Genomic DNA, 21532 nt, shown 5'->3' on the forward strand with positions numbered 1-21532 from the left:
GAGCACCGTATGAGCGAAACTCTGGTTACCTATGAACTCGACGGCGCTGTGGCGTTGATCGGTCTGAATCGCCCCGAAAAGCGCAACGCAATCAACGAAGACGTGATTTGCCAATTGCGCGACGCGGTCAACCGCGCCAGCGACGAAGCCATGTGCGGCGTGATCTACGGCCATGGCGGCAACTTCTCGGCCGGCCTCGACCTGCGCGAGGCGCTGTCCCGTGCGACCGGCCAGACGGCGCCTCCGAAGAAGCGCCGCCGCCACTCGTGGCATGAAGTGTTCGACATGATCGCGCGCGGCCCGATCCCGTTCGTCGCGGCGCTGCACGGCGCCGTGGTGGGCGGTGGTCTGGAACTGGCGACCGCAGCGCATGTTCGCGTCGGCGACAAGACCTGCTTCTTCGGCCTGCCCGAAGGGCAGCGCGGTATTTTCGTCGGTGGCGGCGGTACCGTGCGCATCCAGCGCGTGGTCGGCTACACCGTGATGGCCGACATGATGTTGACCGGCCGCCTGCTGAACGCAGAAGAAGGTCAGCGCGAGCACATCATCACCTACGTGACGCCCGAAGGCGGCGCGCTTGAGAAGGCGAAGGAAATCGCAGCAAGGATCGCGCAGAACGTGCCCGACACCAACTGGCGCATCACCAACCTGCTGCCGCGCGTCAACGACCTCTCGCACGAGGACGGCCTGTTCCTGGAGTACATGAGCTCGAACATGATGCGCTCGCCCGAAACCGCCACACGTCTGCAGAATTTCGTGGACGGAAACGCCAAACTCGTCAAGCCGGAGTAACGCAAGCATGAACGCACCCGCAGAACTCACGCCGCCGGAATCCGCAGCACTGGCCCATGTGAAGGCCGCCGAAAAGGCCGCCGCGCAAATCCCCGTTGCTGCCGGCGTCAAGCCGCGCGATATCGAGCGCGCAGCCGTGATCGGCGCAGGCACGATGGGCGGCGGCATCGCGATGGCGCTCGTTGCGGCCGGCATCCTGGTCACGCTGATCGACGCCAATGAGGAAGGCCTGCAGCGTGGCCTCGCACGCATTCGCGACAACTACAACCAGAGCATCAGGCGCGGCAAGCTGGACGAATCCACGCGCGATGCGCGCCTCGCGCTGATCACGGGCTCGACCGCGATCGCCGACGTCAAGGACGCCGACATCGTCATCGAAGCCGTGTTCGAAGACCTCGGCCTCAAGCAAGGCATCTTCCGCGAACTCGATCAGCACGCGAAGGCTGGCGCGACCCTCGCGACCAATACGTCGGGTCTCGACATCAACGAGATCGCCGCTGTCACGAAGCGCGCGCAGGACGTGGTGGGCGCACACTTCTTCAGCCCGGCGCAGGTGATGCGCCTGCTCGAGGTCGTGCGTGCCGACAAAACCTCCGACGAAGCAGTCGTCACGCTGATGGAACTCGGCCGCCGCATGGGCAAGGTGTCGGTGTACTCGCTCGTGTACCCGGGGTTTATCGGCAACGCGCTGTTCCGCAGCTACAACCGCGAAGCTCACTTCCTGGTCGAAGACGGCGCACTGCCGCACGAAGTCGATGCCGCGCTCAAGGATTTCGGCTACGCGATGGGTATTTTCGCGGTGCACGACATGGCCGGTAACGACGTCGGTTACCAGACGCGCAAGGCGCAGATAGCCACGCGTCCGAACGACCGCCGCTGGAACGACCTGATCATGAAGCTGGTCGACATGGGCCGCCTCGGTCAGAAGAGCGGCAAGGGCTGGTACCGCTATGAAGCGGGCGACCGCACGCCGCATCGCGATCCGGAAATCGAGCAGTACATCGTGGACGAATCGGCACGCATGGGCATCACGCGCCGTCAGATCTCCCAGGAAGAGATCATCAAGCGCTGCATGTACGGCATGATCAACGAAGGCGCGAAGCTGCTCGAACAGGGTATCGCGCTGCGCGCAAGTGATATCGACGTCGTGTACGCGACCGGATACGGCTTCCCGGCCAAGCGCGGCGGCCCAATGTACTACGCCGACCAGATCGGTCTCGCCAATGTGTATCACGACATCAAGCGTCTGTACGAAGAATATGGCTACTGGTGGAAGCCGGCGCCGCTGCTCGAAAAGCTCGCGGCCAGCAACGGCAGGTTTGCCGATCTCTGATCTCCCCCATTAAAGCATCCTGCCCCCTTCACGCGGCAGCATGACTCGAATACAAAGGCCAGACCTCACGTGGATGAGTGTCTGGCCTTTGTTCCTTGATGGCAACAACTGTCACTGCATCGTTGCCCGTCAGCGTACCTCTTAAGGCATTCTGGCCACGGATCGTCCGTAATCAAGCACGAAGGAATTCTGTCGGCGCGAAGTCTCTCCCATGCGCACAACCAGGCAACCTGGCGTGATCCTGCTTGCCGGGCGAGATCCAGATCAGTTACGCGAACGCCTTGCTGCAAACCTCAAAGTCCATCAAGCAAAAACGTGATGGCAGCATTGACCGCCGCGTTGTCCGCCAAGGCAACGGAGCAACTCGAAATCTCATGGCTTACATCGCCGCTCTTGGCGTATCGCAGACTGGCTGCGCTTTCGCAGAGGTGACATCGACTGCGATTAGCCGCCGTTGACGCCGGTGTCCACATTCTTGCGTGTTCTGCGGCGGCCGGGTTGGCGAAACCATTCAGGCCTCGCCGCGAATCAAATGCGCGGCCACATTCATCACGTGAGCATCAACTCAGGACGAAAGAAAACGCCACGCGTAGCGTGGCGCCTGAGGCACGGCATGCCGGGAAACCCGGTGCATGCCTACACCGGTTTTTCCTGACGGCTTAGAACGTGTGACGGATACCGACCTGCACAGCGAGCTGGTTGGCCGTGCTCGAACGGCCATTTCCATAAATTGCCTTCGTACCGACGGTGGCGCCGTACGACATCGGCGTCGAAATCAGGAAGTTGTCAGCAAATTGGCGACCTGCAAATGCATGCTGCAGGGTACCAAAGGCATACACGTCCGTACGCTTAGACAAGCGATAGTCGGCACCGAAGCTATAGAGATTGAATTTGCCGAGCTGACGCTGATCCATGTAGGTAAAACCAGCACCCAACGTCACAAACGGCGAAGCCTGATAGGTCACGCCTGCTTCATAGCCGCTTGACACCACGGTGCCAAGCGTCCGGCTATTCGCACTCGTGTACGTGTCACTCCGTTCAAGGCGAAACGATCACCGAGATGCACCTGGCCAGCCAACGCTGCCGTGTAAATCGCGTCGGCCTGCAACGCGTATTGCGCCATCGTACCTGCGCCCGGTCCGCCAGTTGCACCGACGGCACCACCTTGCGTGCGGGTAAAGCTTGCGGCCACCGAATACGGCGCGTTGAACGTACCGGAAGGGCTGTACTTCAGGCCAGCACTGAACACGCTCGCTGCACCGTTAAACGTACCGCCGAGACGACCCGGTGTATTGCTGAAACCATACATCAGGCCAGCACCGAAACCATGCCAGACCGGCGTTTCATAACGCACCATATTGCTGACCGGCTCACCCGCCAGGCGGTCGACGTCATACGCACCGTGGAACGCATACGACGGCGCGAACTGGGCAACGTTCGCGTAGTACGAAATGTAATCGTAGATGAAGTCGTAGTCGTAACCGGCAATCAGGGTACCGAACTTCTCGCTAGACAGACCGACAAAAGCGCGGCGACCAAACAGGGCGCCACCATGAGTAGCGGTACCGGTATTCAGCGAGAAACCGTTTTCGAGCGTGAAGATCGCCTTCAGACCGCCCCCCATATCTTCGGTGCCATGCAGGCCCCACCGCGAAGCCTGGTTGATACCGTCATCGAGCTTGAACTGGGAGCTGCCTTTTACGTTGTTCACGTAGGTAAGGCCATTGTCGATAATCCCGTACAGGGAGACGCTGCTTTGTGCACAGGCACCTACCGAAGCGAGCGCGGCAATCGCGCCCACCATTACTTTTTTCTTCATCTCCGTCTCCACCCTCTCTTCTGATTGAACAAAAATCTACCGGTAGCGTCGCAATCTGCCCGTCCATCCTTGGTAGTATGACTGGCTCAGCATTTGTCACACTAATGAAGCAGCCTTTTATATCCCACGAACGCCTCGCTGGAATATTTAAAGTATTGTTTCGCATACCTGTGAGCGGTGCAAGAAATACAATGAAGAAAATGGGTTATGGTTTTCCTTGATGCCGTCATGTAAACGGGCGAGATTAGCTGCGGAGGCCTGCCAGAGCGGACACATGCCTCACAACCGGGAGAATGCTGGCCGGCAAAAGGCAGTGCGGGCGACGCGATCGCGCAGCACGGCGATGCATACGCGCAACGCCCTGTATGTATACCTATTGCGCCGCGCCCGCTACTAAGCCTATCCACCCCAAAAAAAAGCCCCCGGGGAGCATCGGCTCTAACCAGGGGCACGGGGTATGTGATTCGGAACGCCGCGAGCAGGTGCGCAGTCTGTCAATCGTCCTCGTAGAGCGGTTCCATCGACGAAGAATCGACTTCGCGGCCGGGCGCAGGCGCGCTGGCGAAGTATTCGCTCGGCAACGTCGCGAGGAATTCCGAAAAGCCCGCGTCGCCGCCCGGGGAATGCTCGGCCATGGCGGCTTCGGCCGCGCTTTCATCGCCGGACAGCAAGGCTTGCGCGAGCTTCTGGTGATCCGCGATGGCCTTTTCGCGTCGACTCGGCGCGAGGAACGGCTTGGGCCGGTAACGCGAGATCAGGCGGCGGATCGAACGAATCTGATCGGCCAGATAATCGTTATGGCAGGCACTGCAGATCACTTCGTGAAATGCCACATTGGCGCGGGCAAAACCGCGTGCATCGTTTTCCTCCAAAGCAGCTACGCCTTCGTCAATCGCCTTTTGCAGGGCCGCGCGTTGCTTATCGTTCATGCGCCGCGCAGCGAGGCGGGCCGACACCACCTCGAGCTCGCTGAGCAGTTCGAGCACGTCGCGCAGTTGCGGCACCGACATCTTGTTCACGAACACACCCTGCCGCGGCACAATCTGTACATACCGCTGGGCGGCAAGCTGCTGAAGCGCCTCGCGGATCGGCGTTCGTGAGACATTGAATCGTGCCGCAAGCGCCCGCTCGTCGAGCGTTGCGCCCGGCGCAAGCTCACCACGCTCAATTTCCGCTTCGAGAAGCGCCTTGATTTCCGCCGACCTGCTCAATTTTGGGACCTGGCTCATCGAACGAGAATGACAAACATTAAGAGGTTAAAAGGGAAATTCCACAGCAGTATGCATCCCTATGATACCGCATCGGTATACCAGGTCTCCCAACTCCAGATTAGCCCAGCGAAAAACGGCGCCGTGTTTGCACACGGCGCCGTCGGAAATAGTCGCCAGACAGGGCTTATTAGCGGTTCTTCAGATGGCGCGCCGCACGGAAGTAATGGAAGGCCGACCAGATCAACACCACGCTCACCGTCAGCATGGCATAGCGCACACCATTGGCCGAAGCGTCATGACAAGCCGATGCAAACGGACCCTGCAACATCGGCGCGGCACCATGCGGTCCCTTCGGCGCAGTACACACCGCCTGAAAATTACCTTGGGTGAACAGTTGCGATGCGAATCGATCGCTGAGGAAACCCACCACCGGCGTACCGAGGCCCTGACCGATCAGGTTCATCAGCAGGAACACGATGGCCGACGCGGTAGCCCGCATGCGCGGCTCGACAATGCTCTGCACCACCGCGAAGGTCGGACCGTTCCACGTGTTCAGCAGTATCGTGCCGATGAACAGCAGCGCCACGCTCACCTGCCACTGATCCGCGAGAAAGGCGAGCGCCAGTAGCGGGAAACCGAGTCCAGTGCCGAGCGCCGGGATCCGCGCATACCAGCGGCGATCCTTCGCGCTGGCCCAGTCAGCCGACACGCCGCCGAGCGTATTGCCGATGATGCCGCCCACGCCGAGCACCAGACCGAAAATCAGGCCGGCCTGAGCAAAGCTCATGTTGTAGACGCGGATGAAATACATCGGGATGAACAGGTTGATACCGTACTGGCCAAACGCACCGATCACCGTACCGAGCAGCATCTGCACGAAGGCGCGACTCGAGGTCAGCAGTTTGAACACTTCGCTGAGAGGCGGTGCACTGGCGCTGCTGCCGGCTGCGACACCATCCGCGCCGCCGCGCTGGGGCTCACGCAGCGTAAGCCATGCCAGCAGGCCAAACACGAGACCCGGCAGGCCGACCACATAGAACACCGGACGCCAGCCCAGATGCTGCACGAGCCAGCCGCCGCCGAACGCGCCGGCCAGCACGCCGATGGGCGGGCCCAGCGCATAGATCGCGAGCGCGCTAGCACGGCGGCGCGGACCGAACTCGTCGGCGATCAACGAGTGCGAGGTCGGCGTGCTGCCGGCTTCGCCGACACCCACGCCGAGGCGATATAGCATCAGTTGCCAGAAGCTGCCTGCCGTGCCGCACAGCGCGGTCATCGCCGACCAGGCGACTATCGAGATCGAGATCAGCACGACGCGGTTGAATTTGTCGGCCAGACGCGCAATCGGCAAGCCGAGCACCGAATAGAAGACCGAAAATGCGAGGCCCCCCAGCAAGCCGACCTGAAAATCGCTGAGGCTCATGTCCATCTTCACGGCCTGACCAACGACCGCAACGATGATGCGATCGACGAAGCTCGACGCATAGATCAGCACCAGCAGCAGCAAAAACCATCCGCGATACCAGTTGCTGCTCGATCTCGCGCCCACATTCCGGGCGGCTAATTCTTTCATATTGGATGTCTCCACGTATCCACGACTCCGAGTATCCCGCTGGTCAACCATGCAGTTCGTTTTTCCCCGACACTTTGTGTATACCACGACACACGTTGTGGGATTTTTTGGCGATTGTGCGGCATAAATATGGGCTGCGCAATAGCCACATGGCTTTCGATGCGTCATCGTTTTCACCTAGCCACACCGGTGCACATGATGCGATGGCTTTTCCGGCAGGCTGTTGAACTGATCGAAGCCGATCACTTGCCGCTTGCGGCGGGCCAGTCCACACTGGCGGAAGTTTTCCAGCTAGTTGTCGCCTCGACGTTTTGAATTCAGGCTGCTTTTAATTCCTGGTTACGGGGTCGTCGAATGTTGACCGTCGGCTCAGCACGATCGGGATTCAGATGCACGACATGAACGCGCTGCCAGTCCCGCGTGGCACCTTTCCATCGTAGCGGATGACGTTCGCGCGCACCCTCGTAGAGCGCCTTGCGGCGCTCGAGGATGTCCTGATCAAGATTCGCATGGCGCTGGGCCGGCGTCACGAAACGGATCGCACTGTGGCGGTGTTCGTGGTTGTACCAGCGCACCAGTTCTGCAACCCAGGTGCGGGCGGCGAACAGGGTATCGAATGCCTCTAACGGATAAGCGGGCCGGTACTTCAGCGTTTTGAACAACGATTCCGAATAGGGGTTGTCGTTGCTCACGCCGGGGCGACTCAACGACGGCATCACGCCCAAGGCCTGCAAGGTGGCAAGCATCGTGGCGCCCTTCATTGGGCCGCCGTTGTCGGAGTGCAAAATTACCTGGTTGGGCTGTATCGCCTCACGCGCGCATAGATCCTTGAGCACCTCGCTGGCCTGGGCGCTACTCTCTTCGGCGTAGACCTGCCAGCCGACGATCTTGCGGCTGAACACGTCCATAAACAGATACAGATAAAAGTACTGCCCGCGGATCGTCGCCGGCAAGTACGTGATGTCCCAACTGTAAAGCTGATTCGGCGCGTCCGCGCGAACCGCTCGTGGTTTGCCGCATGATTTGACCGGCCGTTCACTGCGCCGATGGGCAAGCTGCTTCTCGGCTTTCAGCACCCGATAGAACGTCGACTCCGAGGCGATATAGCGTTGCTGGTCAGCCAGCCGAGGCACGATCTGGCTCGGCGGCAAATGACCAAACTCGGCCGAGTTCGCAACTGCCAGCAGCTCGGTGCGTTCCTCGGCGCTCAGCTTGTGAGATGGCTCATGGTGTCGTAACGAGCGCCCGTCCACCGCGTCAGGTTCGCCACCTTGCCAACGCTGAACCGTCCGTGCGCTCAGCCCCAGCATCTCACACGCGGGCGCCTGGCGAGCCCCCGCCAGGGTCGCCTCGCTGATCAGGCCGATCAATGTCTTGCGCTCTTCAAGGGCTGTCATTCGGCCTCGCCCTCGAACAGCGCACGATACTTTTTTTGCAGCACCAACAGCGCCGCCGCCTCCGCCAGCGCTTTCTCCTTGCGGTTCAATTCGCGCTGTAATTGGACATTGGCTTGCTTCAGATCCCGTACTTCCTGGCCGTTCTCACGCCGACCGCCGGTCCCGCCGACGGCGCAAAAATCCATGCGCCACTGCGTGAGATGATGAGCGAACAGCCCCCGCTCACGACACCACGCGTTCAGTGCTTCGTCGACCAGGCCGTGGCTCTCATGCAAAGCCAGCAGCCGTTCTTCCGGCGACCAGTCTTCTGGACGTTTTGCTAGTCCGGAGCCTGAGCTCCGACCCGCAGCGGCGCTACCTCTCATCCACTTCCTTAATGTCAGTAAATTCATGTTCAATTCGTCGGCCACCGATCCAACCGTGCGGCTCCCGCGCTGCAAAACTTTCGACAGCGCTTGCTCTTTGAACTCGACAGAATACGTTTGTTTCGCCTTCAACCTGCACCTCTGACTCTTCAATTTAAGAAAATTCAGAGGCGACAACTATTGTGACACCGGGGGCTGGATGCGGCATACGCATGCGTCGCACGCGCTCACCCGCAGCGCGGAGCTGACGACCATGCGCGACAATCTATGGCACGCGTCGGTCGCCACCACCTCGATTTATCTGCAGGGCGACGAAGTGAAACGTGCCCGTCAGCTCGATGCGGCTTTTGGAGAACGTCCGTGCGGATGTGCCGCACCAGTTGATTCCGAATGGTGAGGATTTTCGGGAGCACATGATCCGGGCGACCGGCTCGGAGCGCAGGCACGGCACGAAATCCGCGTCCGCTCCGCTAAAAATTCTCTGCCTTAGCTGACATTGGAGCCGGTCGCGTTCAACGTCAGCAGCCTGGCGGGATGCCGACGTTGCGGCGTCGCGCGGCGGGACCGCAACCGCCCGCATCGCCGTACCCTTCTCCTCATAAATCGGTGTCAGCAGATAGCGCGCGGGCAACTCATCGTCGAGTTGCTCGAAGAATGCACGCAAGCGGCCGGTACGCGGCGCGAGGGTGACGACCTGGTCTGCGGTCAGTGTCCGCACCCCCACTGGGTCATTTTTACATCGGCGCTAACAGATCTTGACGTAGGTCTCGTCGACGCGCCAGCTCATGCCTACCGGGCGCTTGCGACGGCGAACTGCCTTTTCAAACACCGGCAGCAGTTTGATGACCCAGCGGTGCACGCTCGAATGATCTACCTCGATACCCCGCTCGGCCATCATTTCCTCGAGGTTGCGCAGGCTCAGCGAATACGCCATATACCAGCGCACGCACAGCAGGATCACGTCCAGCGGATAGTGCAGTCGCCTCAGTACCTTGCCAATGCCGGGGGGCAGCGTCTTACGTGGCGTCTTCGTCATTGCCATCATGCTCGTCATGCGCTGTGGTTCGAGCGATTCTACTTGACCGCGCTAAGGCTACGCTGAAGAAGCCGCCGTTTTCGCCGACGGCTTGCAGCTAAATTTCGGAATGCGAGATCAGCGACGCAATTGGTTCGATTTCCTGCCCCCGCAGGGCCTTATAAGCGGGTCTCTCGACCCACTTTGGCCGCTCATGGACGCACCTGTGCCATGAGTCGCTCGCGGCTCATGTAGATGTTGCTCAACGCCAGTGCGGTGAAGGCGCGCGTGACGTTCTTCGCCAGGCCGCGATAGCGCACCTTGACGAAACCCCACAGCCGCTTGACCACCGCGAAGACGTGCTCGACCCGGGCGTGTATCCGGGACTTATTACGGTTCTTCGTGCGCCTGGTCTGGTCGACTTCGCCACTGCGGTTGCGCACGCGCTGGTTGGTAAAGTCCTTCGCTTGCGCTGCCTTGCTGGCGATGGCTTCCTTCTGGCTCGCATATGCGCTGTCGCCGTACACACGCCGCTCGGCGCCGTGCAGCAAAGCCGGCAGCGGATGCTTGTCATGCACGTTCGCAGCGGTCACTACCGCGCTGTGTGCCAGTCCCGTCTGGCTATCGACACCGATGTGCAGCTTCATCCCGAAGTACCACTGCTGGCCCTTCCGCGTCTGATGCATTTCGGGGTCTCGCGCCTTGTCCGCATTCTTCGTGGAACTGGGTGCACCGATGATGGTCGCATTCACGATGGTGCCGGTGCCTACCTTCAGGCCACGCCCTTGCAGTACCTCGCCGACCTTGGCAAACAACTGCTCGCCAAGCTTGTTGCGCTCCAGCAATCTGCGGAACTTCAACAGCGTCGTGCCGTCAGGCACGCGCTCGCGCCCCAGGTCAATCCCAACGAATCGCCGCAATGCGGTGCTGTCCAGCAACGCTTCCTCGCAGGCTTCATCCGCCAGGTTGAACCAATGCTGCACAAAGTGCATGCGCAGCATGCGCTCCAGACCAACTGGCGGTCGCCCGCCTTGGCCCTTCGGATAGTGCGGCTCGACAACCTCGCACAACTGCGTCCACGGCACGATCTGTTCCATCGTCTCAAGGAACACATCACGTTTGGTTGGCCAACGGTACTGTTCAAATCCGGCGCCTTGATCGGCCGCCATCGCAAGGGTCTGTTGTTTCATCCGCATTTAACGATTCACCGCCCAACGGCGTTGACCTTTTTCAGCGTAGCCCTAATGCGACAGAACCTTTTCTCACGTGTGCCCTTCACCTCCGCTCAAAAGAGATTCCGGAATATCCTGCGGGCTCAGCTGTAACCGTGAGTGCATCACCTTGTGCGGCTGACGAAGTCGCTGCAAACCGATGGCCATAGCAAAGCGACCCATTTTTTGTCATCACGTCGTCTTATTCCGCTCACGCGTCAACGTGACACGCCCATTGGACATCTCAGCCTTCTTCGCTGGCCAATTCTGGGGCCGGCATCCGACCTGGCGCGGCCCCGACCATGCCGTTCCGACGCTCCGCGCATTCGCTGAACACATGCCGTCATGGAAGGCGTGCGAAGGCTGGCCTTCTGCAGAGATCGCTCCGGAGGCCGGACAATTGCACGCTCATCGTTAACGAGATCGGAGAGCGCAGAGACCAGCCCGAATAGGAGTACCAACGTCAGAAAGATCAACAACACCCAGTAATAGCCGTCGTCCATGTCACTCCCCGTTGGCCTGAACACACCAATGGCGCTACTTGCGAGGACACCCGTCAAACCATGCGAAATAACGTAGCGGATTGCTAACCGGTTCACGAACACGCCACGACACTCAGCTGGCAGCACAACTAGCATCAACGAACCGAAGCGTTGCGTCGCCTCAAAGAAACTCCAGGCTTGCGACGGTTCCGCGGCTCCCAGCCAGAAGAGTTGCCCCGCGCACGGGATCTCAACGTCCCGCGCGACGAAGCGCAATACTGGTGCGGCTTGAAAAGTCTGCAGTGTTCTTCATATCCGCGAACCTCCGTTTGCCCGTTCCGCCGAGGTGGCCAGGAACTGGCGTCACACGATTCCCGGCAGCGTGCCTCGCGCGAGTCATTCATTGCTGTACCCAACGTCTTCCCCACTCTGCCGCGTATAACACGGCCTGACCTGCGTCGTGGAAAAGTTCCAGCGCGTGGAAAGCATCCATGCGGTTGCCGGGCCGTTCGACGAGAATGTTGGCCGGATAAAGACCGGCTCCTGTTCTCCCAGTGCTCGCTGTCAGGCGATAACCTGCAAGGTATTCCACGCGGACTATCTGACTCGTAGAACGGACGGCTGGACAAAATGCTGCCTCCGTCTCGGCAAGCAGATGACCAGGAAAGCGAGTCGTATCTTCATCGAAGACCATCGACAGGTATCGAGTTTGCGTTTTCATGACGTAGTTGAACCAACCATACGTAGCCCGCCACGCGAACTGCGAAGGCCACAACACGCCGCGCCGCAGAGCAACGCAACCGGGGCTCGAGTCGAGATCGCCCCCCCGACCGGATGATCACGCACAAGCGTGATCACATAGCGATTTCCTGACGGATTCGCTACTGTCGCATATTGGTCGTGGGGTGCCTGGGAGGCTTGGCCCGGCTTCCGCTGACTATCGTTTGGTAGTCAGGCGGAGCACTGGGCAGAAAGAAGTGCTGACTTGTCCGCAGGACAGACGCGGCTCCGGATGCGTTTTGCTATTTCTGGATTCCTGCGCGCGGTCGCCCACGCTCCGGCTACACCGGGATGGAGGATCGCCCTGAAGGAATAAAACAAAACTAGAAACACAGCTATGGCCTCCGAACGAAGAAAGACTTCTGGAAAAGCCAGGAAAACTTACAGGTCATTTAAACCTGGTTGCCGGAATAAGGCAAGCGTCAGCCGGGATTGGTGTCGCCCAACTTAATGTTCGCTCGCGATGTCTTCAGGCGTGAGAGGCTTTGTGCCGTCTGACTGCGGCGCAAAGCGTTTAACGACATGCGCCGTCATGCCCCTGGCCAGTTCTTCCTCTCCAAAGAACACTGTCCCGATACCCTCCTTGCGGAGCATCTGCGACTCGTCCTCGCTGTGCGTACGTAAGACGATTTCGATATCGGGATTAAGCGAGCGAGCCGTCTCGACCATTTGAGGGACATTGCGCGAATCGGGCGTTGCGACCACCAGCATGGCTGCATCAGCGATATGCGCCTGAATCAGCACGGCCGGTTCCGTCGCGTCCCCAGACACCGCGGCAACGCCCTTATTACGCAGGATCTCGACCAGCTCGCGGTTCTGCTCGGCCACCACATAGGGGATCCCGTGTGCATCGAGCGCAGTAGCGATGCGACGACCCACACGTCCGTGTCCCACCAGCACAACCTGCCCTTCAAGGTACCTGCGCTCGGTGCGCATCGGCAGTTCGGCACAGGGGTCGCCCCGTCGTTCCAGACGGCGAGCCAGGTCGGAATATTGAAGCGTCCAGCGTCTTATCGGTTCGATGGTCCCAAACAGCAGCGGATTCAAGGCAATGGAGATCAGCGCGCCGGCAAGCACCAGACTCATCCCCTCAGGAGACAGCAATCCGAGTGCAAGTCCAAGACCAGCCAGGATGAACGAGAACTCCCCGATCTGAGCGAGGCTGGCCGAGACCGTCAATGCCGTGTTGAGTGGGTAACGAAAAGCCAGGACGAGAGCGAATGCCGCGACGGACTTGCCAAAGACGATGATGGAGACCACGCCAAGAACCCGCAGCGGCTGTTCCAGCAGAATGCCGGGCACGAATAACATGCCCACCGACACAAAGAACAGCACCGAGAAGGCATCGCGCAACGGTAAGGATTCCTGGGCAGCGCGGTGGCTGAACTCCGACCCGCGCATTACCATGCCGGCGAAGAATGCGCCCAGTGCAAACGACACCCCGAACAGCTCGGAGGCGCCGTAGGCAATGCCGATGGCGGACGCGATGACCGAAAAGGTGAACAGTTCACGCGAGCCGGTGCGCGACACCTGCCACAACAGCCACGGCAATATACGGCGACCTGCGATCAGCATCAGGGCAATGAAGGCCCCCACTTGCAGCAGTGTTTTCCCGATCGTCACCCACAAAGGTTGGGCCGCCACCTGTGTTGCAAAAGAGCCGCCCAGCACGTCAGCGAGCGGTAACAGCAACACCAGAACCAGCACGGTGACCAGGTCCTCGACTACGAGCCAGCCGACAGCGATTCTCCCGTTCATGGTGTTGAGTACGCCTCGGGTTTCCATCGCCTTGAGTAGCACCACGGTACTGGCGCAAGAAAGCGACAGGCCGAAGATCAATCCGCTACCCCAGCTCCATCCCCACCACAGGACACCAGCATGCCCAGCACTGTCGCCATGGCCATCTGCACCACTGCGCCGGGCACCGCAATGCGCTTGACCGCCAAAAGATCATTGATCGAGAAATGCAAACCAACGCCAAACATCAGCAGCATGACGCCGATTTCTGACAGCTGGGAGGCGATATGTGTGTCAGCAACGAAACCAGGCGTGGCCGGACCGATGATGATGCCGGCAACCAGATAGCCGACCAACGCCGGTATTTTGATTCGCTCGGCAATAAATCCGAGGATCAACGCGACACTGAAGCCGGAGGCAATGGTCGTGATCACAGAAACGTTATGGTCCATTCGGTTCTCTGGTCGGTCCTCGGCAGAACATGTCCTGCAAATCGTTATATGGTATGGGCCGGCGCGGCCTCTGACAAACATCGCGTTATTGATATTCAGGATGCTCAGTTGAGCTATACGCTATCCGGATGTCGTGCAAGCTGTGATCGGTGAGACGATCAATCGGAGCTGATGGCGCGCGAATTCGTTGACGTGGCCCGGCTCAATTCACAAGTAAACGGTTGACGACTCGCCTGTCCTGCGCAAGCTCAGTGCCTATCCGTGACAGGACAGGCCTGCTTCCGGATTGAACAAACCGGGCGGCGGCGAACACAAGCTCTTCCCGCTCAACGTGCTGCAGGATCGATCCGACATCGGTGATACCGCGTGTGCCCGAGACTGAATACGGGAGAGGTCTGCAACTCGCACATCCGGGCCCCCCTTAACAGAACCAGCGCTATCGCGCCGGCAGCCTTAACCTTGGGGGGTAGCCGCGATCCCGCTGTCGAACACGGTAATGTGGAACGGGCAGCGGCACCACATCGACGAGAACCGGCTGACCATCTTGCCCCGCTCGGACGGAGTCGCATCCACCTGCCCCCGGTGGTTACGTCCGGCACGTCAGCGAACGTTGTTCAGTGGTAGTGTGCGCGCTGCCCATACCTTACAACACGATAACAAACACAGCAAGTTCGTTGTATGGGGGATGAACACGTCCTCGCGTGTCCTCCGCGGACATGCGGGCGCCAGTTGTTTCATCGCCTGTTCAGGTAACGGATAAGCGATTCTGCGCAGACCTACCATATCTTTCAATAACCTTGCATATTCATGCCAAATGGGCTTTAATGAGGCTGTACGCATTCCTGATTGTTCAGCCACCCAGTTCCTGTTGAAACCATTGCCATGTCTTTCATCCCGAATCCTCTTCTCACGTCGTGTCCCGTTCCGGCCCAAGCCGGAACGGGACGCGGTTGGCGTCGGAAGACTGGGATTGTGAGACCCCGCTGGAGCCGCGGAGGTCCCGCGGACAAGTCAGCACTTCCTTTTGCCCGGCCCTTCGCGTAACACACTACCGCGAAGGCCCGGGCCCCCTACCTTAGCTGGCCGCCTACGACCGTCCACGGTCGCGTCTTTCCTTCGGGATGCCGCGACCTGACGTGCTGCATGCACGTGCGTGGGCGAATGACGCATTCCACCAGATCCTCGTTGCGCTGCGAATGTGCGGCCGTTCGTCGCACGTCCGAGACGCGACAAGGGCCTATGCGAGCAACCGGGGAAACCATGGAAACGCAAACCAAACGTTCAAACGAGGCGCTGGAGCCTGGTGCGACACCCGCCATTTCGATTACGTGTCGGGCTGCTGATATGCCGGCCATCCTTTTGCAGACGGGGCGTACTGACCCGCTGAACTGTTGCGCTGAATACAAAGGCTACCGCCTGAATGCCTATGCCAGGCCGACGTCTAGCGAGCTGTATGCGGCCGATCTGGTGATTGGGCGCCCTGGATTTCCATCACGTCACGTTCGCGCCCTGGACCACTTCTACGACGCACGGCAGGCCCTGCGTTATGCGACCAGATGGGGAAGAATCTGGGTCGACCATCAACTGACGAAAAACAGCGGCAACGTCAGTCGTCTGGACAATCGCGCGCGGCAGTCTTGATGTTTCACTCGACAACATAGGAACATGCTTCGCTATGCAGACTATATCAAGATGCAGGAGTGACGGAACATTGCGCTTCGTGGTTAGGGATCCTTCCGTTCCAACAGCAGCGCTCCTGTATTGGCTGGGAATGCCAGAACCGTCACAGGATGCGAGCTTCAGGGAAGCCACCCAGCGTTTCAGCCCCCTGATGCAGGTTGTTTTCGCGGATGAGCGTCCCGGCGCGTTTGTCAACCGGAAGGTCGTGCGCGAAGTTATCCAGTCCGGCGTAGTTGACCGCCTGGTCTTTTTCGATGATTCGTGGCTGGACGTATGGAATGACAGTCATTGCGCGGACATCTGTAATCTGTATTCCTGCCGGAGGCACACATGTCGTTTGCCGGAACCTCTTCATCCATGACTGCGAATGCACATGCCGAAGTCCCGCCGATCCTTTCGGAACCCGACATGGATAGCCTCAGGGCATGTGTGCTCCTGCCAACGGTGTCGGCCCAGCAGCGCGCGTTGGTGGAAGCACTCGAATCAACAGCCGTTGTTGTCGACCACACCGAGATTCCACCGGACGTCGTCACGATGAACACGACCGTCCAATGCACAACGGTCGACGGCGCTCACGCACATACGTGGACGCTGGTCTATCCGGACGAGGCGGACTACCTGCGAGGGCGACTGTCTGTGCTGTCACCCGCCGGCATCGCGTTACTCGGTGCGCGTCGCGGCCAGACCGTGGTATGCCGGCCGCCACGCGGCGTACCGATCCAATATGTCATCAGAGAAATCCTGTTGCAGCCGGAGAGCCGGCGCAGGGCGTAGCCTGGTGAGTCAGATTCAGATATCGCACCTCGAGACTGACGGAAGGTCTATATGTGTGGTGCGAACGCGATACTTTTTCCCACAAAGATCCAGATAATCGGAGAGACCGACATGTTGAGCCCCCATGAATTCGCCACCTTGATGTTAGTCAACGCAGCGGCCGACCAGATCGACCCGACCCGCGAAGAGCTTGGCACGTTGCTGAAGCGTCAACTTGTTGCATTCGAACAGCTCGCGTCCGGACGTCAGCGTCCCCGCCTTACCAGCGCGGGCAACTCCGTGCTTCGAGCCATGGTGCGAACACGTTGAGCAGGATCCGCCGACGCCCGGTTATCCCGGAATCATGCTACCGAACGCTTCACCAGCACCAGCACTGCCACGATCTGGCTGTCGATGGCGACTACATGCGCGCGGAGGATCCAGTCGGATCGCCCCTCTGCAAATCGATGGATGTGACTGCGCATGCTGCGCACCTCGTCGGCGCGTCACCCGATCCATCGCACGGCCCTAAGCCACGCGAGATCACCCCTGAAGGAGAGACATGATGCTGTCCCATGAACAGATTGCTGCAACCCAAAAGGCGCACCTCGACAACCTTTTCAGCCTGACCAACGGAATCGTCAAGGGCATCGACAAGCTGGCCCGGCTGAACATGGAGGCGACCCGGTCGACGCTGGCCGGTCAGCTCGACCGGACGCAGAAGGCGCTTGCCGTCAGGGAACCACAGGAATGGCTGCGGCTGCATGACAGCCTTGCTGCGCAGACGGCAGAGAGGATCCAGGCCCGGAACCACCAGCTTCTCGAGATCGCAGCGTCGATTCAAGTCGACTTTATGCGGTTCGCGCAGGCGCAGTGGGAAGCGTATGGTCACCGGGTCAGGACACTGGCGGAGGACGTCGCGAAAACCGCGCCCGTGGGCTCCGGGTCCGCTGTGGCCGCGCTCAATTCCACTATCACCGCCGCCCGCAAACTGTATGAAACTATGCAGGAAACCGGTCGGCAGGCGGTCGAGGTCACCCGAAGCAGCTTCGATGTAGCGGCGATGGCCGTTCCAGGAACCGCCCGGTGCACGATCGGGCCAGCGAACGAGGCGACGAGGTGATGACCACGATACCGGCACCACAGACATGGTGCTGAACCTGCATGTATTGACCAGCAGGAGGTGGTGAATGAATGACACGCAAGATAGCCAGAGCGTCTAACGATGCGGCTGACACCCGAGCGAACGACTGACAGGTCGTCGCCGGGTGTGGGAAGGAGGTAAAGATGCACGAAAGCTGGGTAAGCATGTTGATGGGTTTCGCGGTGCTGCTGTTTGCAGTCGTTTTCATGGTCGGCCATTATCGGTTGGAGCATCGGCGGGCACAGCTGTTGCGGCAGATGGACCGCACGTATCACGGGCACCGCCTTCGCAACCGCCGGTCTATGTGCGATCTGGACGACCCGCAGAACAACAACACGAATCCCGCCGGGAAATCCTATGAACGTTGATCACCATCTGGCGCAGGAACTGGCGCATATCCGCGTCATGATCACGCAACTCGAACACCTGGTTCGTGAAGACAATACACGCTGGACGAACCAGGTGAGCTCACCCGACTACTGCCGCGCTCGGATCAATGCGATCCTGGCGACGGGTCTTCCGCCTGAGCTCGAACCACAGGTCCGCGCACTGCTGGCGAGACTCGACACCATCCGTGCTTCGCGCTGCTGAAGTCGGCACGATCCGCAACCGGCATCGACGGCAACCGACCCGTTCAGGAGGCTGAAATGAAGTATAGCGGCATCGATCTGCACTCGAATAACGCCGTAGTCGCCGTGATCGACGATCAGGATCGAGTGCTGCACTGCAAGCGACTGACTAACGACCTGTCATCAATCATCGCGGTCCTCGCGCCATTCCACGAGGACCTGCAAGGGTCGTGATGGAATCAACATATAACTGGTACTGGCTTGTCGATGGCTGGATGGCCGCGGGCTTTGCCGTCCACCTGGCAAATACCGCCGCCATCAAGCAGTACGAGGGCCTGAAGTACGCCGGCGACGAACGGGATGCCGTGTTTCTCGCGCATATCTTCCGCCTTGGGCTGCTGCCAGAAGGTTACATCTATCCTCCACAGGAAAGAGGCCTGCGTGATCTAGCCCGCAAGCGCGCGCAACTCGTACAGCAAAGCACGCTGAATACGCTCAGTATCGAGAACATCCTGGCCCGGCAGTTGAATCTGCGCCTCAACGCAGAGCAGGTCCGCCATCTCGATAGCGCCGCTGTGACCTCACCCGGTTTGCCGCCATATATCGAGACGGCCCTGACCGCAAACCTCGCAGTCGTGCGCACTCTGCAAGCACAGATCAGGATAGTCGAGTCGATACTTCATCGCGAAGTAAAACTGCGTCCCGAGTTCGCGATCCTCAAAACTGCACCCGGCATCGGAGTCACACTCGCGACCACGATCATGCCGGAGACGGGCACCATTTCCCGTTTCCGCACTGTCGGCCAGTTCAGCTCGTACTGTCGGTGCGTTGAAAGCAGGCGCGTCTCGAACGGGAGGAAGAAAGGCGAAGGCAACGCCAAGAACGGCAACAAGTACCTCTCCTGGGCCTTCATCGAGGCTGCTGCTGTTGCCATGCGCAGCTGTCCGCAGGCGAGACGCTTCTATGAGCGCAAGAAAGCCCGGCGCATGCCCGTGGTCGCTATGAAGGCGCTCGCGCATAAGCTCGCGCGCGCGGCCTTCTACATGTTGCGAGACGGCAAACCATTCGAGGTGCCCAAATGCTTTGGTTAGATCCGGCGGGGCCGTGGGCCCGGTAAATGTGTTGACGTGAACCCAAGCTAGTGCTTGGGCCACGCGCTCCCGTCGCTCCCCAATCAGCGATCGCTGGGATGCCCAGACCATGAGCCGAAATGAGCCTGGCACTGCTAACGCAGCAAGCCGATCATTGGTGAATACTCCCGTGGACACCGGTCTGGGCAGAATGATCGCGCATTTGCAACAGGGCGCAAGGCGTGGCTGTTCAGCGACACAGTTGCCGGAGCGAAGGCCAGCGCGATCATTTACAGCCTCATGCTGACCTGTCGAGCATGCGGAGTCGAGCCGTATGCCTATCTGCTCGACGTGTTGACCAGGCTGCCGCAGCGTGCGCCGAATACCGATATCAGTGACCTGCTGCCATTCAACTTCGCGAAGCGGAACGACGCATTCGCGTCAACGTGATCAAGCACAGATCACCCAATATTCCACCAAGGTGCGTGTTAATTCGAGCTTACAATCTATCAGCGGTCAATGTGAGAGCAGAAAGCCTCAAAGGCAGCACGTTGTGTGAGTGCGAGAAGTCGGCGCCGGGTGATGATCTCGGTATTCGGCAACGGAGATATTGAATCGGTGATCATTCACCTCTTGGGGCAGATGAGTCCACCGACAGCGCTTGGCTCGGCATGCTGAAACGTGTTCGCCGTGGATCGCACTTCGACGGAATTAAGGTCCCTGCCAAGGCGCTCATCAGGGTGTGGAAGCTGATCGCAACCATTGCTTGAACTCAAGATACGCGACGATAAAGCGAGATCGATAGGGTTCGGAATACGCGAAATGTCGATTCGAAAGCACTGCGCTCCGATAGATCTTCACCGCGGTGTGAACCCATTCGACAGTTGCCGGGAATCCGTCACGCGCGATGAGAAACTCGATACGTGAACGTTCTTCGATTGGTTCATCTCGTGATGCACGTTGAATTGCCACCCCAGCCTTCCTTAGACAGCGTCAGGCAGCACGGCCGGTCGTGACAATTGTCGCTGCCCACTTCCTGTACGATCACAATGCATCAATCAGATAGTTCTGCGTGCAAGCATGGTGCGGATCTCCCCGATTGCTTTTGCCGGATTCAGTCCTTTGGGGCAAACGTCCGTGCAGTTCAGGATCGCGCGACATCGGAACAGACGGTACGGGTCATCGAGATTATCCAGCCGTGCGGCAGTTCCTTCGTCGCGGGAATCAACCAGAAAGCGATAAGCCTGTAGCAAGCCCGCTGGGCCGACGTATTTATCCGGGTTCCACCAGTACGAAGGACACGCGCTCGAGCAACATGCGCACAGGATGCATTCATAGAGGCCGTCGAGTTGATCACGTTCCTCCGGCGACTGGCGCCGCTCTCGCTCGGGGGGCGGGGTATCGTTGATCAGGTACGGCGCGATCGAATGGTACTGCTTGAAAAATGCAGTCATATCGACGATCAGATCGCGTACGACTGGTAAACCGGGTAACGGTCGCAACACCGTGTGGCTGGGTAGATCGTTGAGATTGGTCGTGCAGGCGAGACCGTTCTTGCCATTGATGTTCATAGCGTCAGAGCCGCATACCCCCTCGCGACAGGAACGCCGGAAGCTGAGCGTCTCGTCCTGCGCTTTGAGGCGAATTAGTACATCCAGTAGCATCCGGTCATTCACCGCCCTTTCTATCTTAAAGACCTGCGAATGAGGCGTGGCATCCTTGTCTGGATCGTATCGGTAGATCTCGAATGTTTTTGCACCACTCATAACGTCTCTCCAATCGGGTGGCAGGCTGCGCAACACCGGACAGTTGGCCGACGCTGCTTTTGCGTCGATCTGCTACTCGCCATAGCGTGCTTAGACGGCTATCAGCCGTGGAGCGAACACCTCGCAATAATCATCGCATGCATCGTAATCCAGTTGCTGCCATCGTCAGCCCATACAGCGTGTCGGCTACCGCCGGAAAAAGGCGTGGTATCGAAGCGCTCCGTACTGTGATCGAAATCATCCGCCTCGCTGCGAGCTCCGGTTTGACCGCTACCCAGATCAAGGTAGCTGCCATGCGCTATCCATCGCTATATATCATACCGTGATATTGTCAGCGAATTAATCTCGTAGCGATGCCATCAATTGCTGGCATGACCGGTAGA

At 59.4% G+C, this 21532-nt stretch carries 17 protein-coding genes and 6 pseudogenes; 11 read left to right on the forward strand and 12 right to left on the reverse strand.

What is annotated here, in order from left to right:
* Nucleotides 1-9 precede the first annotated feature (9 nt).
* Nucleotides 10-792: a crotonase/enoyl-CoA hydratase family protein gene (locus tag HF916_RS05340; protein WP_168788074.1), complete on the forward strand. Its 783-nt coding sequence runs from the start codon at nt 10-12 to the stop codon at nt 790-792.
* Nucleotides 793-799: 7 nt separating this feature from the next.
* Nucleotides 800-2125 carry a 3-hydroxyacyl-CoA dehydrogenase gene (locus HF916_RS05345; protein WP_168788075.1) on the forward strand — a complete coding sequence of 442 codons (1326 nt, stop codon included), beginning with the start codon at nt 800-802 and terminating at the stop codon, nt 2123-2125.
* Between the two features lie 659 nt (nt 2126-2784).
* On the opposite strand, the gene HF916_RS51420 is transcribed toward HF916_RS05345, so the two are convergent.
* The 5 genes and pseudogenes from HF916_RS51420 to HF916_RS05365 form a co-directional block, all read right to left on the reverse strand.
* Entirely contained in the window at nt 2785-3090 is a 306-nt protein-coding gene (locus HF916_RS51420) for a hypothetical protein (protein WP_277352272.1), read from the reverse strand.
* Nucleotides 3087-3944: a porin gene (locus HF916_RS05350; RefSeq protein ID WP_277352273.1), complete on the reverse strand. Its 858-nt coding sequence runs from the start codon at nt 3942-3944 to the stop codon at nt 3087-3089. Before HF916_RS05350 ends, HF916_RS51420 begins: the two co-directional genes overlap by 4 nt.
* A gap of 494 nt (nt 3945-4438) precedes the next feature.
* On the reverse strand, nt 4439-5155 hold the full coding sequence (locus HF916_RS05355; RefSeq protein WP_240975380.1) for a GntR family transcriptional regulator: 717 nt from the start codon (nt 5153-5155) through the stop codon (nt 4439-4441).
* A 187-nt stretch (nt 5156-5342) separates the two neighbouring features.
* On the reverse strand, nt 5343-6728 hold the full coding sequence (locus HF916_RS05360; RefSeq protein WP_168788077.1) for a spinster family MFS transporter: 1386 nt from the start codon (nt 6726-6728) through the stop codon (nt 5343-5345).
* Between the two features lie 317 nt (nt 6729-7045).
* Nucleotides 7046-8622: pseudogene (locus HF916_RS05365) on the reverse strand (IS3 family transposase).
* 55 nt (nt 8623-8677) lie between these two features.
* On the opposite strand from HF916_RS05365, the pseudogene HF916_RS49795 reads away from it, so the two are divergent.
* Nucleotides 8678-8887, forward strand: a pseudogene (locus tag HF916_RS49795) (hypothetical protein); the annotation flags it as partial.
* A gap of 354 nt (nt 8888-9241) precedes the next feature.
* Here HF916_RS49795 and HF916_RS05375 read toward each other — a convergent pair.
* The 4 genes and pseudogenes from HF916_RS05375 to ybaL form a co-directional block, all read right to left on the reverse strand.
* Nucleotides 9242-9526, reverse strand: a pseudogene (locus tag HF916_RS05375) (IS6 family transposase); the annotation flags it as partial.
* A gap of 191 nt (nt 9527-9717) precedes the next feature.
* Entirely contained in the window at nt 9718-10695 is a 978-nt protein-coding gene (locus HF916_RS05380; RefSeq protein WP_168789015.1) for an IS5 family transposase, read from the reverse strand.
* 903 nt (nt 10696-11598) lie between these two features.
* A complete protein-coding gene (locus tag HF916_RS50450) occupies nt 11599-11919 on the reverse strand; it encodes a hypothetical protein (RefSeq protein ID WP_240975381.1) in 321 nt (106 codons plus the stop codon).
* A gap of 506 nt (nt 11920-12425) precedes the next feature.
* Nucleotides 12426-14167 (reverse strand): annotated as a pseudogene (gene ybaL, locus HF916_RS05390) (YbaL family putative K(+) efflux transporter).
* A gap of 1260 nt (nt 14168-15427) precedes the next feature.
* Here ybaL and HF916_RS05395 point away from each other — a divergent pair.
* Complete coding sequence (locus tag HF916_RS05395) at nt 15428-15808, forward strand: hypothetical protein (protein WP_206001790.1); 381 nt, start codon at nt 15428-15430, stop codon at nt 15806-15808.
* A gap of 142 nt (nt 15809-15950) precedes the next feature.
* On the opposite strand, the gene HF916_RS05400 is transcribed toward HF916_RS05395, so the two are convergent.
* Nucleotides 15951-16136 carry a hypothetical protein gene (locus tag HF916_RS05400; protein WP_168788079.1) on the reverse strand — a complete coding sequence of 62 codons (186 nt, stop codon included), beginning with the start codon at nt 16134-16136 and terminating at the stop codon, nt 15951-15953.
* 41 nt (nt 16137-16177) lie between these two features.
* Here HF916_RS05400 and HF916_RS05405 point away from each other — a divergent pair, with 41 nt between their 5' ends.
* Together HF916_RS05405 and HF916_RS05410 are read left to right on the forward strand one after the other, a co-directional pair.
* Nucleotides 16178-16621 carry a GreA/GreB family elongation factor gene (locus HF916_RS05405; protein WP_240975382.1) on the forward strand — a complete coding sequence of 148 codons (444 nt, stop codon included), beginning with the start codon at nt 16178-16180 and terminating at the stop codon, nt 16619-16621.
* Between the two features lie 111 nt (nt 16622-16732).
* Nucleotides 16733-16930, forward strand: coding sequence for a hypothetical protein (locus tag HF916_RS05410; protein WP_086908814.1), 198 nt, complete (start codon nt 16733-16735; stop codon nt 16928-16930).
* 32 nt (nt 16931-16962) lie between these two features.
* On the opposite strand, the gene HF916_RS51425 is transcribed toward HF916_RS05410, so the two are convergent.
* Nucleotides 16963-17085, reverse strand: coding sequence for a hypothetical protein (locus tag HF916_RS51425; RefSeq protein ID WP_277352274.1), 123 nt, complete (start codon nt 17083-17085; stop codon nt 16963-16965).
* A 77-nt stretch (nt 17086-17162) separates the two neighbouring features.
* Between HF916_RS51425 and HF916_RS05415 the strand changes: the two genes are divergently transcribed.
* The 5 genes and pseudogenes from HF916_RS05415 to HF916_RS05435 form a co-directional block, all read left to right on the forward strand.
* Nucleotides 17163-17723, forward strand: coding sequence for a phasin family protein (locus HF916_RS05415; protein ID WP_240975383.1), 561 nt, complete (start codon nt 17163-17165; stop codon nt 17721-17723).
* A gap of 164 nt (nt 17724-17887) precedes the next feature.
* Nucleotides 17888-18112, forward strand: a complete 225-nt coding sequence (locus tag HF916_RS05420; protein WP_168787324.1) for a hypothetical protein — start codon at nt 17888-17890, stop codon at nt 18110-18112.
* Complete coding sequence (locus HF916_RS05425) at nt 18102-18335, forward strand: hypothetical protein (RefSeq protein ID WP_168788080.1); 234 nt, start codon at nt 18102-18104, stop codon at nt 18333-18335. Before HF916_RS05420 ends, HF916_RS05425 begins: the two co-directional genes overlap by 11 nt.
* A gap of 56 nt (nt 18336-18391) precedes the next feature.
* Nucleotides 18392-19404, forward strand: a pseudogene (locus HF916_RS05430) (IS110 family transposase).
* Between the two features lie 195 nt (nt 19405-19599).
* Nucleotides 19600-19833, forward strand: a pseudogene (locus tag HF916_RS05435) (transposase domain-containing protein); the annotation flags it as partial.
* Nucleotides 19834-20441: 608 nt separating this feature from the next.
* Here the strand turns inward: HF916_RS05435 and HF916_RS05440 are convergent.
* Nucleotides 20442-21149 (reverse strand): succinate dehydrogenase iron-sulfur subunit, encoded by a 708-nt coding sequence (locus tag HF916_RS05440; protein WP_168788081.1) that lies wholly within the window; start codon nt 21147-21149, stop codon nt 20442-20444.
* Nucleotides 21150-21532 lie beyond the last annotated feature (383 nt).

It is taken from the genome of Paraburkholderia aromaticivorans, from assembly GCF_012689525.1.
Lineage (GTDB): Bacteria > Pseudomonadota > Gammaproteobacteria > Burkholderiales > Burkholderiaceae > Paraburkholderia > Paraburkholderia aromaticivorans_A.

Coding starts and splice junctions, on each gene's coding strand:
- HF916_RS05340 (WP_168788074.1), top strand. CDS start 10: ATGAGCGAAACTCTGGTTACCTATGAACTCGACGGCGCTGTGGCGTTG.
- HF916_RS05345 (WP_168788075.1), top strand. CDS start 800: ATGAACGCACCCGCAGAACTCACGCCGCCGGAATCCGCAGCACTGGCC.
- HF916_RS05350 (WP_277352273.1), bottom strand. CDS start 3,944: ATGAAGAAAAAAGTAATGGTGGGCGCGATTGCCGCGCTCGCTTCGGTA.
- HF916_RS05360 (WP_168788077.1), bottom strand. CDS start 6,728: ATGAAAGAATTAGCCGCCCGGAATGTGGGCGCGAGATCGAGCAGCAAC.
- HF916_RS05380 (WP_168789015.1), bottom strand. CDS start 10,695: ATGAAACAACAGACCCTTGCGATGGCGGCCGATCAAGGCGCCGGATTT.
- HF916_RS50450 (WP_240975381.1), bottom strand. CDS start 11,919: ATGAAAACGCAAACTCGATACCTGTCGATGGTCTTCGATGAAGATACG.
- HF916_RS05395 (WP_206001790.1), top strand. CDS start 15,428: ATGGAAACGCAAACCAAACGTTCAAACGAGGCGCTGGAGCCTGGTGCG.
- HF916_RS05400 (WP_168788079.1), bottom strand. CDS start 16,136: ATGACTGTCATTCCATACGTCCAGCCACGAATCATCGAAAAAGACCAG.
- HF916_RS05405 (WP_240975382.1), top strand. CDS start 16,178: ATGTCGTTTGCCGGAACCTCTTCATCCATGACTGCGAATGCACATGCC.
- HF916_RS05410 (WP_086908814.1), top strand. CDS start 16,733: ATGTTGAGCCCCCATGAATTCGCCACCTTGATGTTAGTCAACGCAGCG.
- HF916_RS51425 (WP_277352274.1), bottom strand. CDS start 17,085: ATGCGCAGTCACATCCATCGATTTGCAGAGGGGCGATCCGACTGGATC.
- HF916_RS05415 (WP_240975383.1), top strand. CDS start 17,163: ATGATGCTGTCCCATGAACAGATTGCTGCAACCCAAAAGGCGCACCTC.
- HF916_RS05420 (WP_168787324.1), top strand. CDS start 17,888: ATGCACGAAAGCTGGGTAAGCATGTTGATGGGTTTCGCGGTGCTGCTG.
- HF916_RS05425 (WP_168788080.1), top strand. CDS start 18,102: ATGAACGTTGATCACCATCTGGCGCAGGAACTGGCGCATATCCGCGTC.
- HF916_RS05440 (WP_168788081.1), bottom strand. CDS start 21,149: ATGAGTGGTGCAAAAACATTCGAGATCTACCGATACGATCCAGACAAG.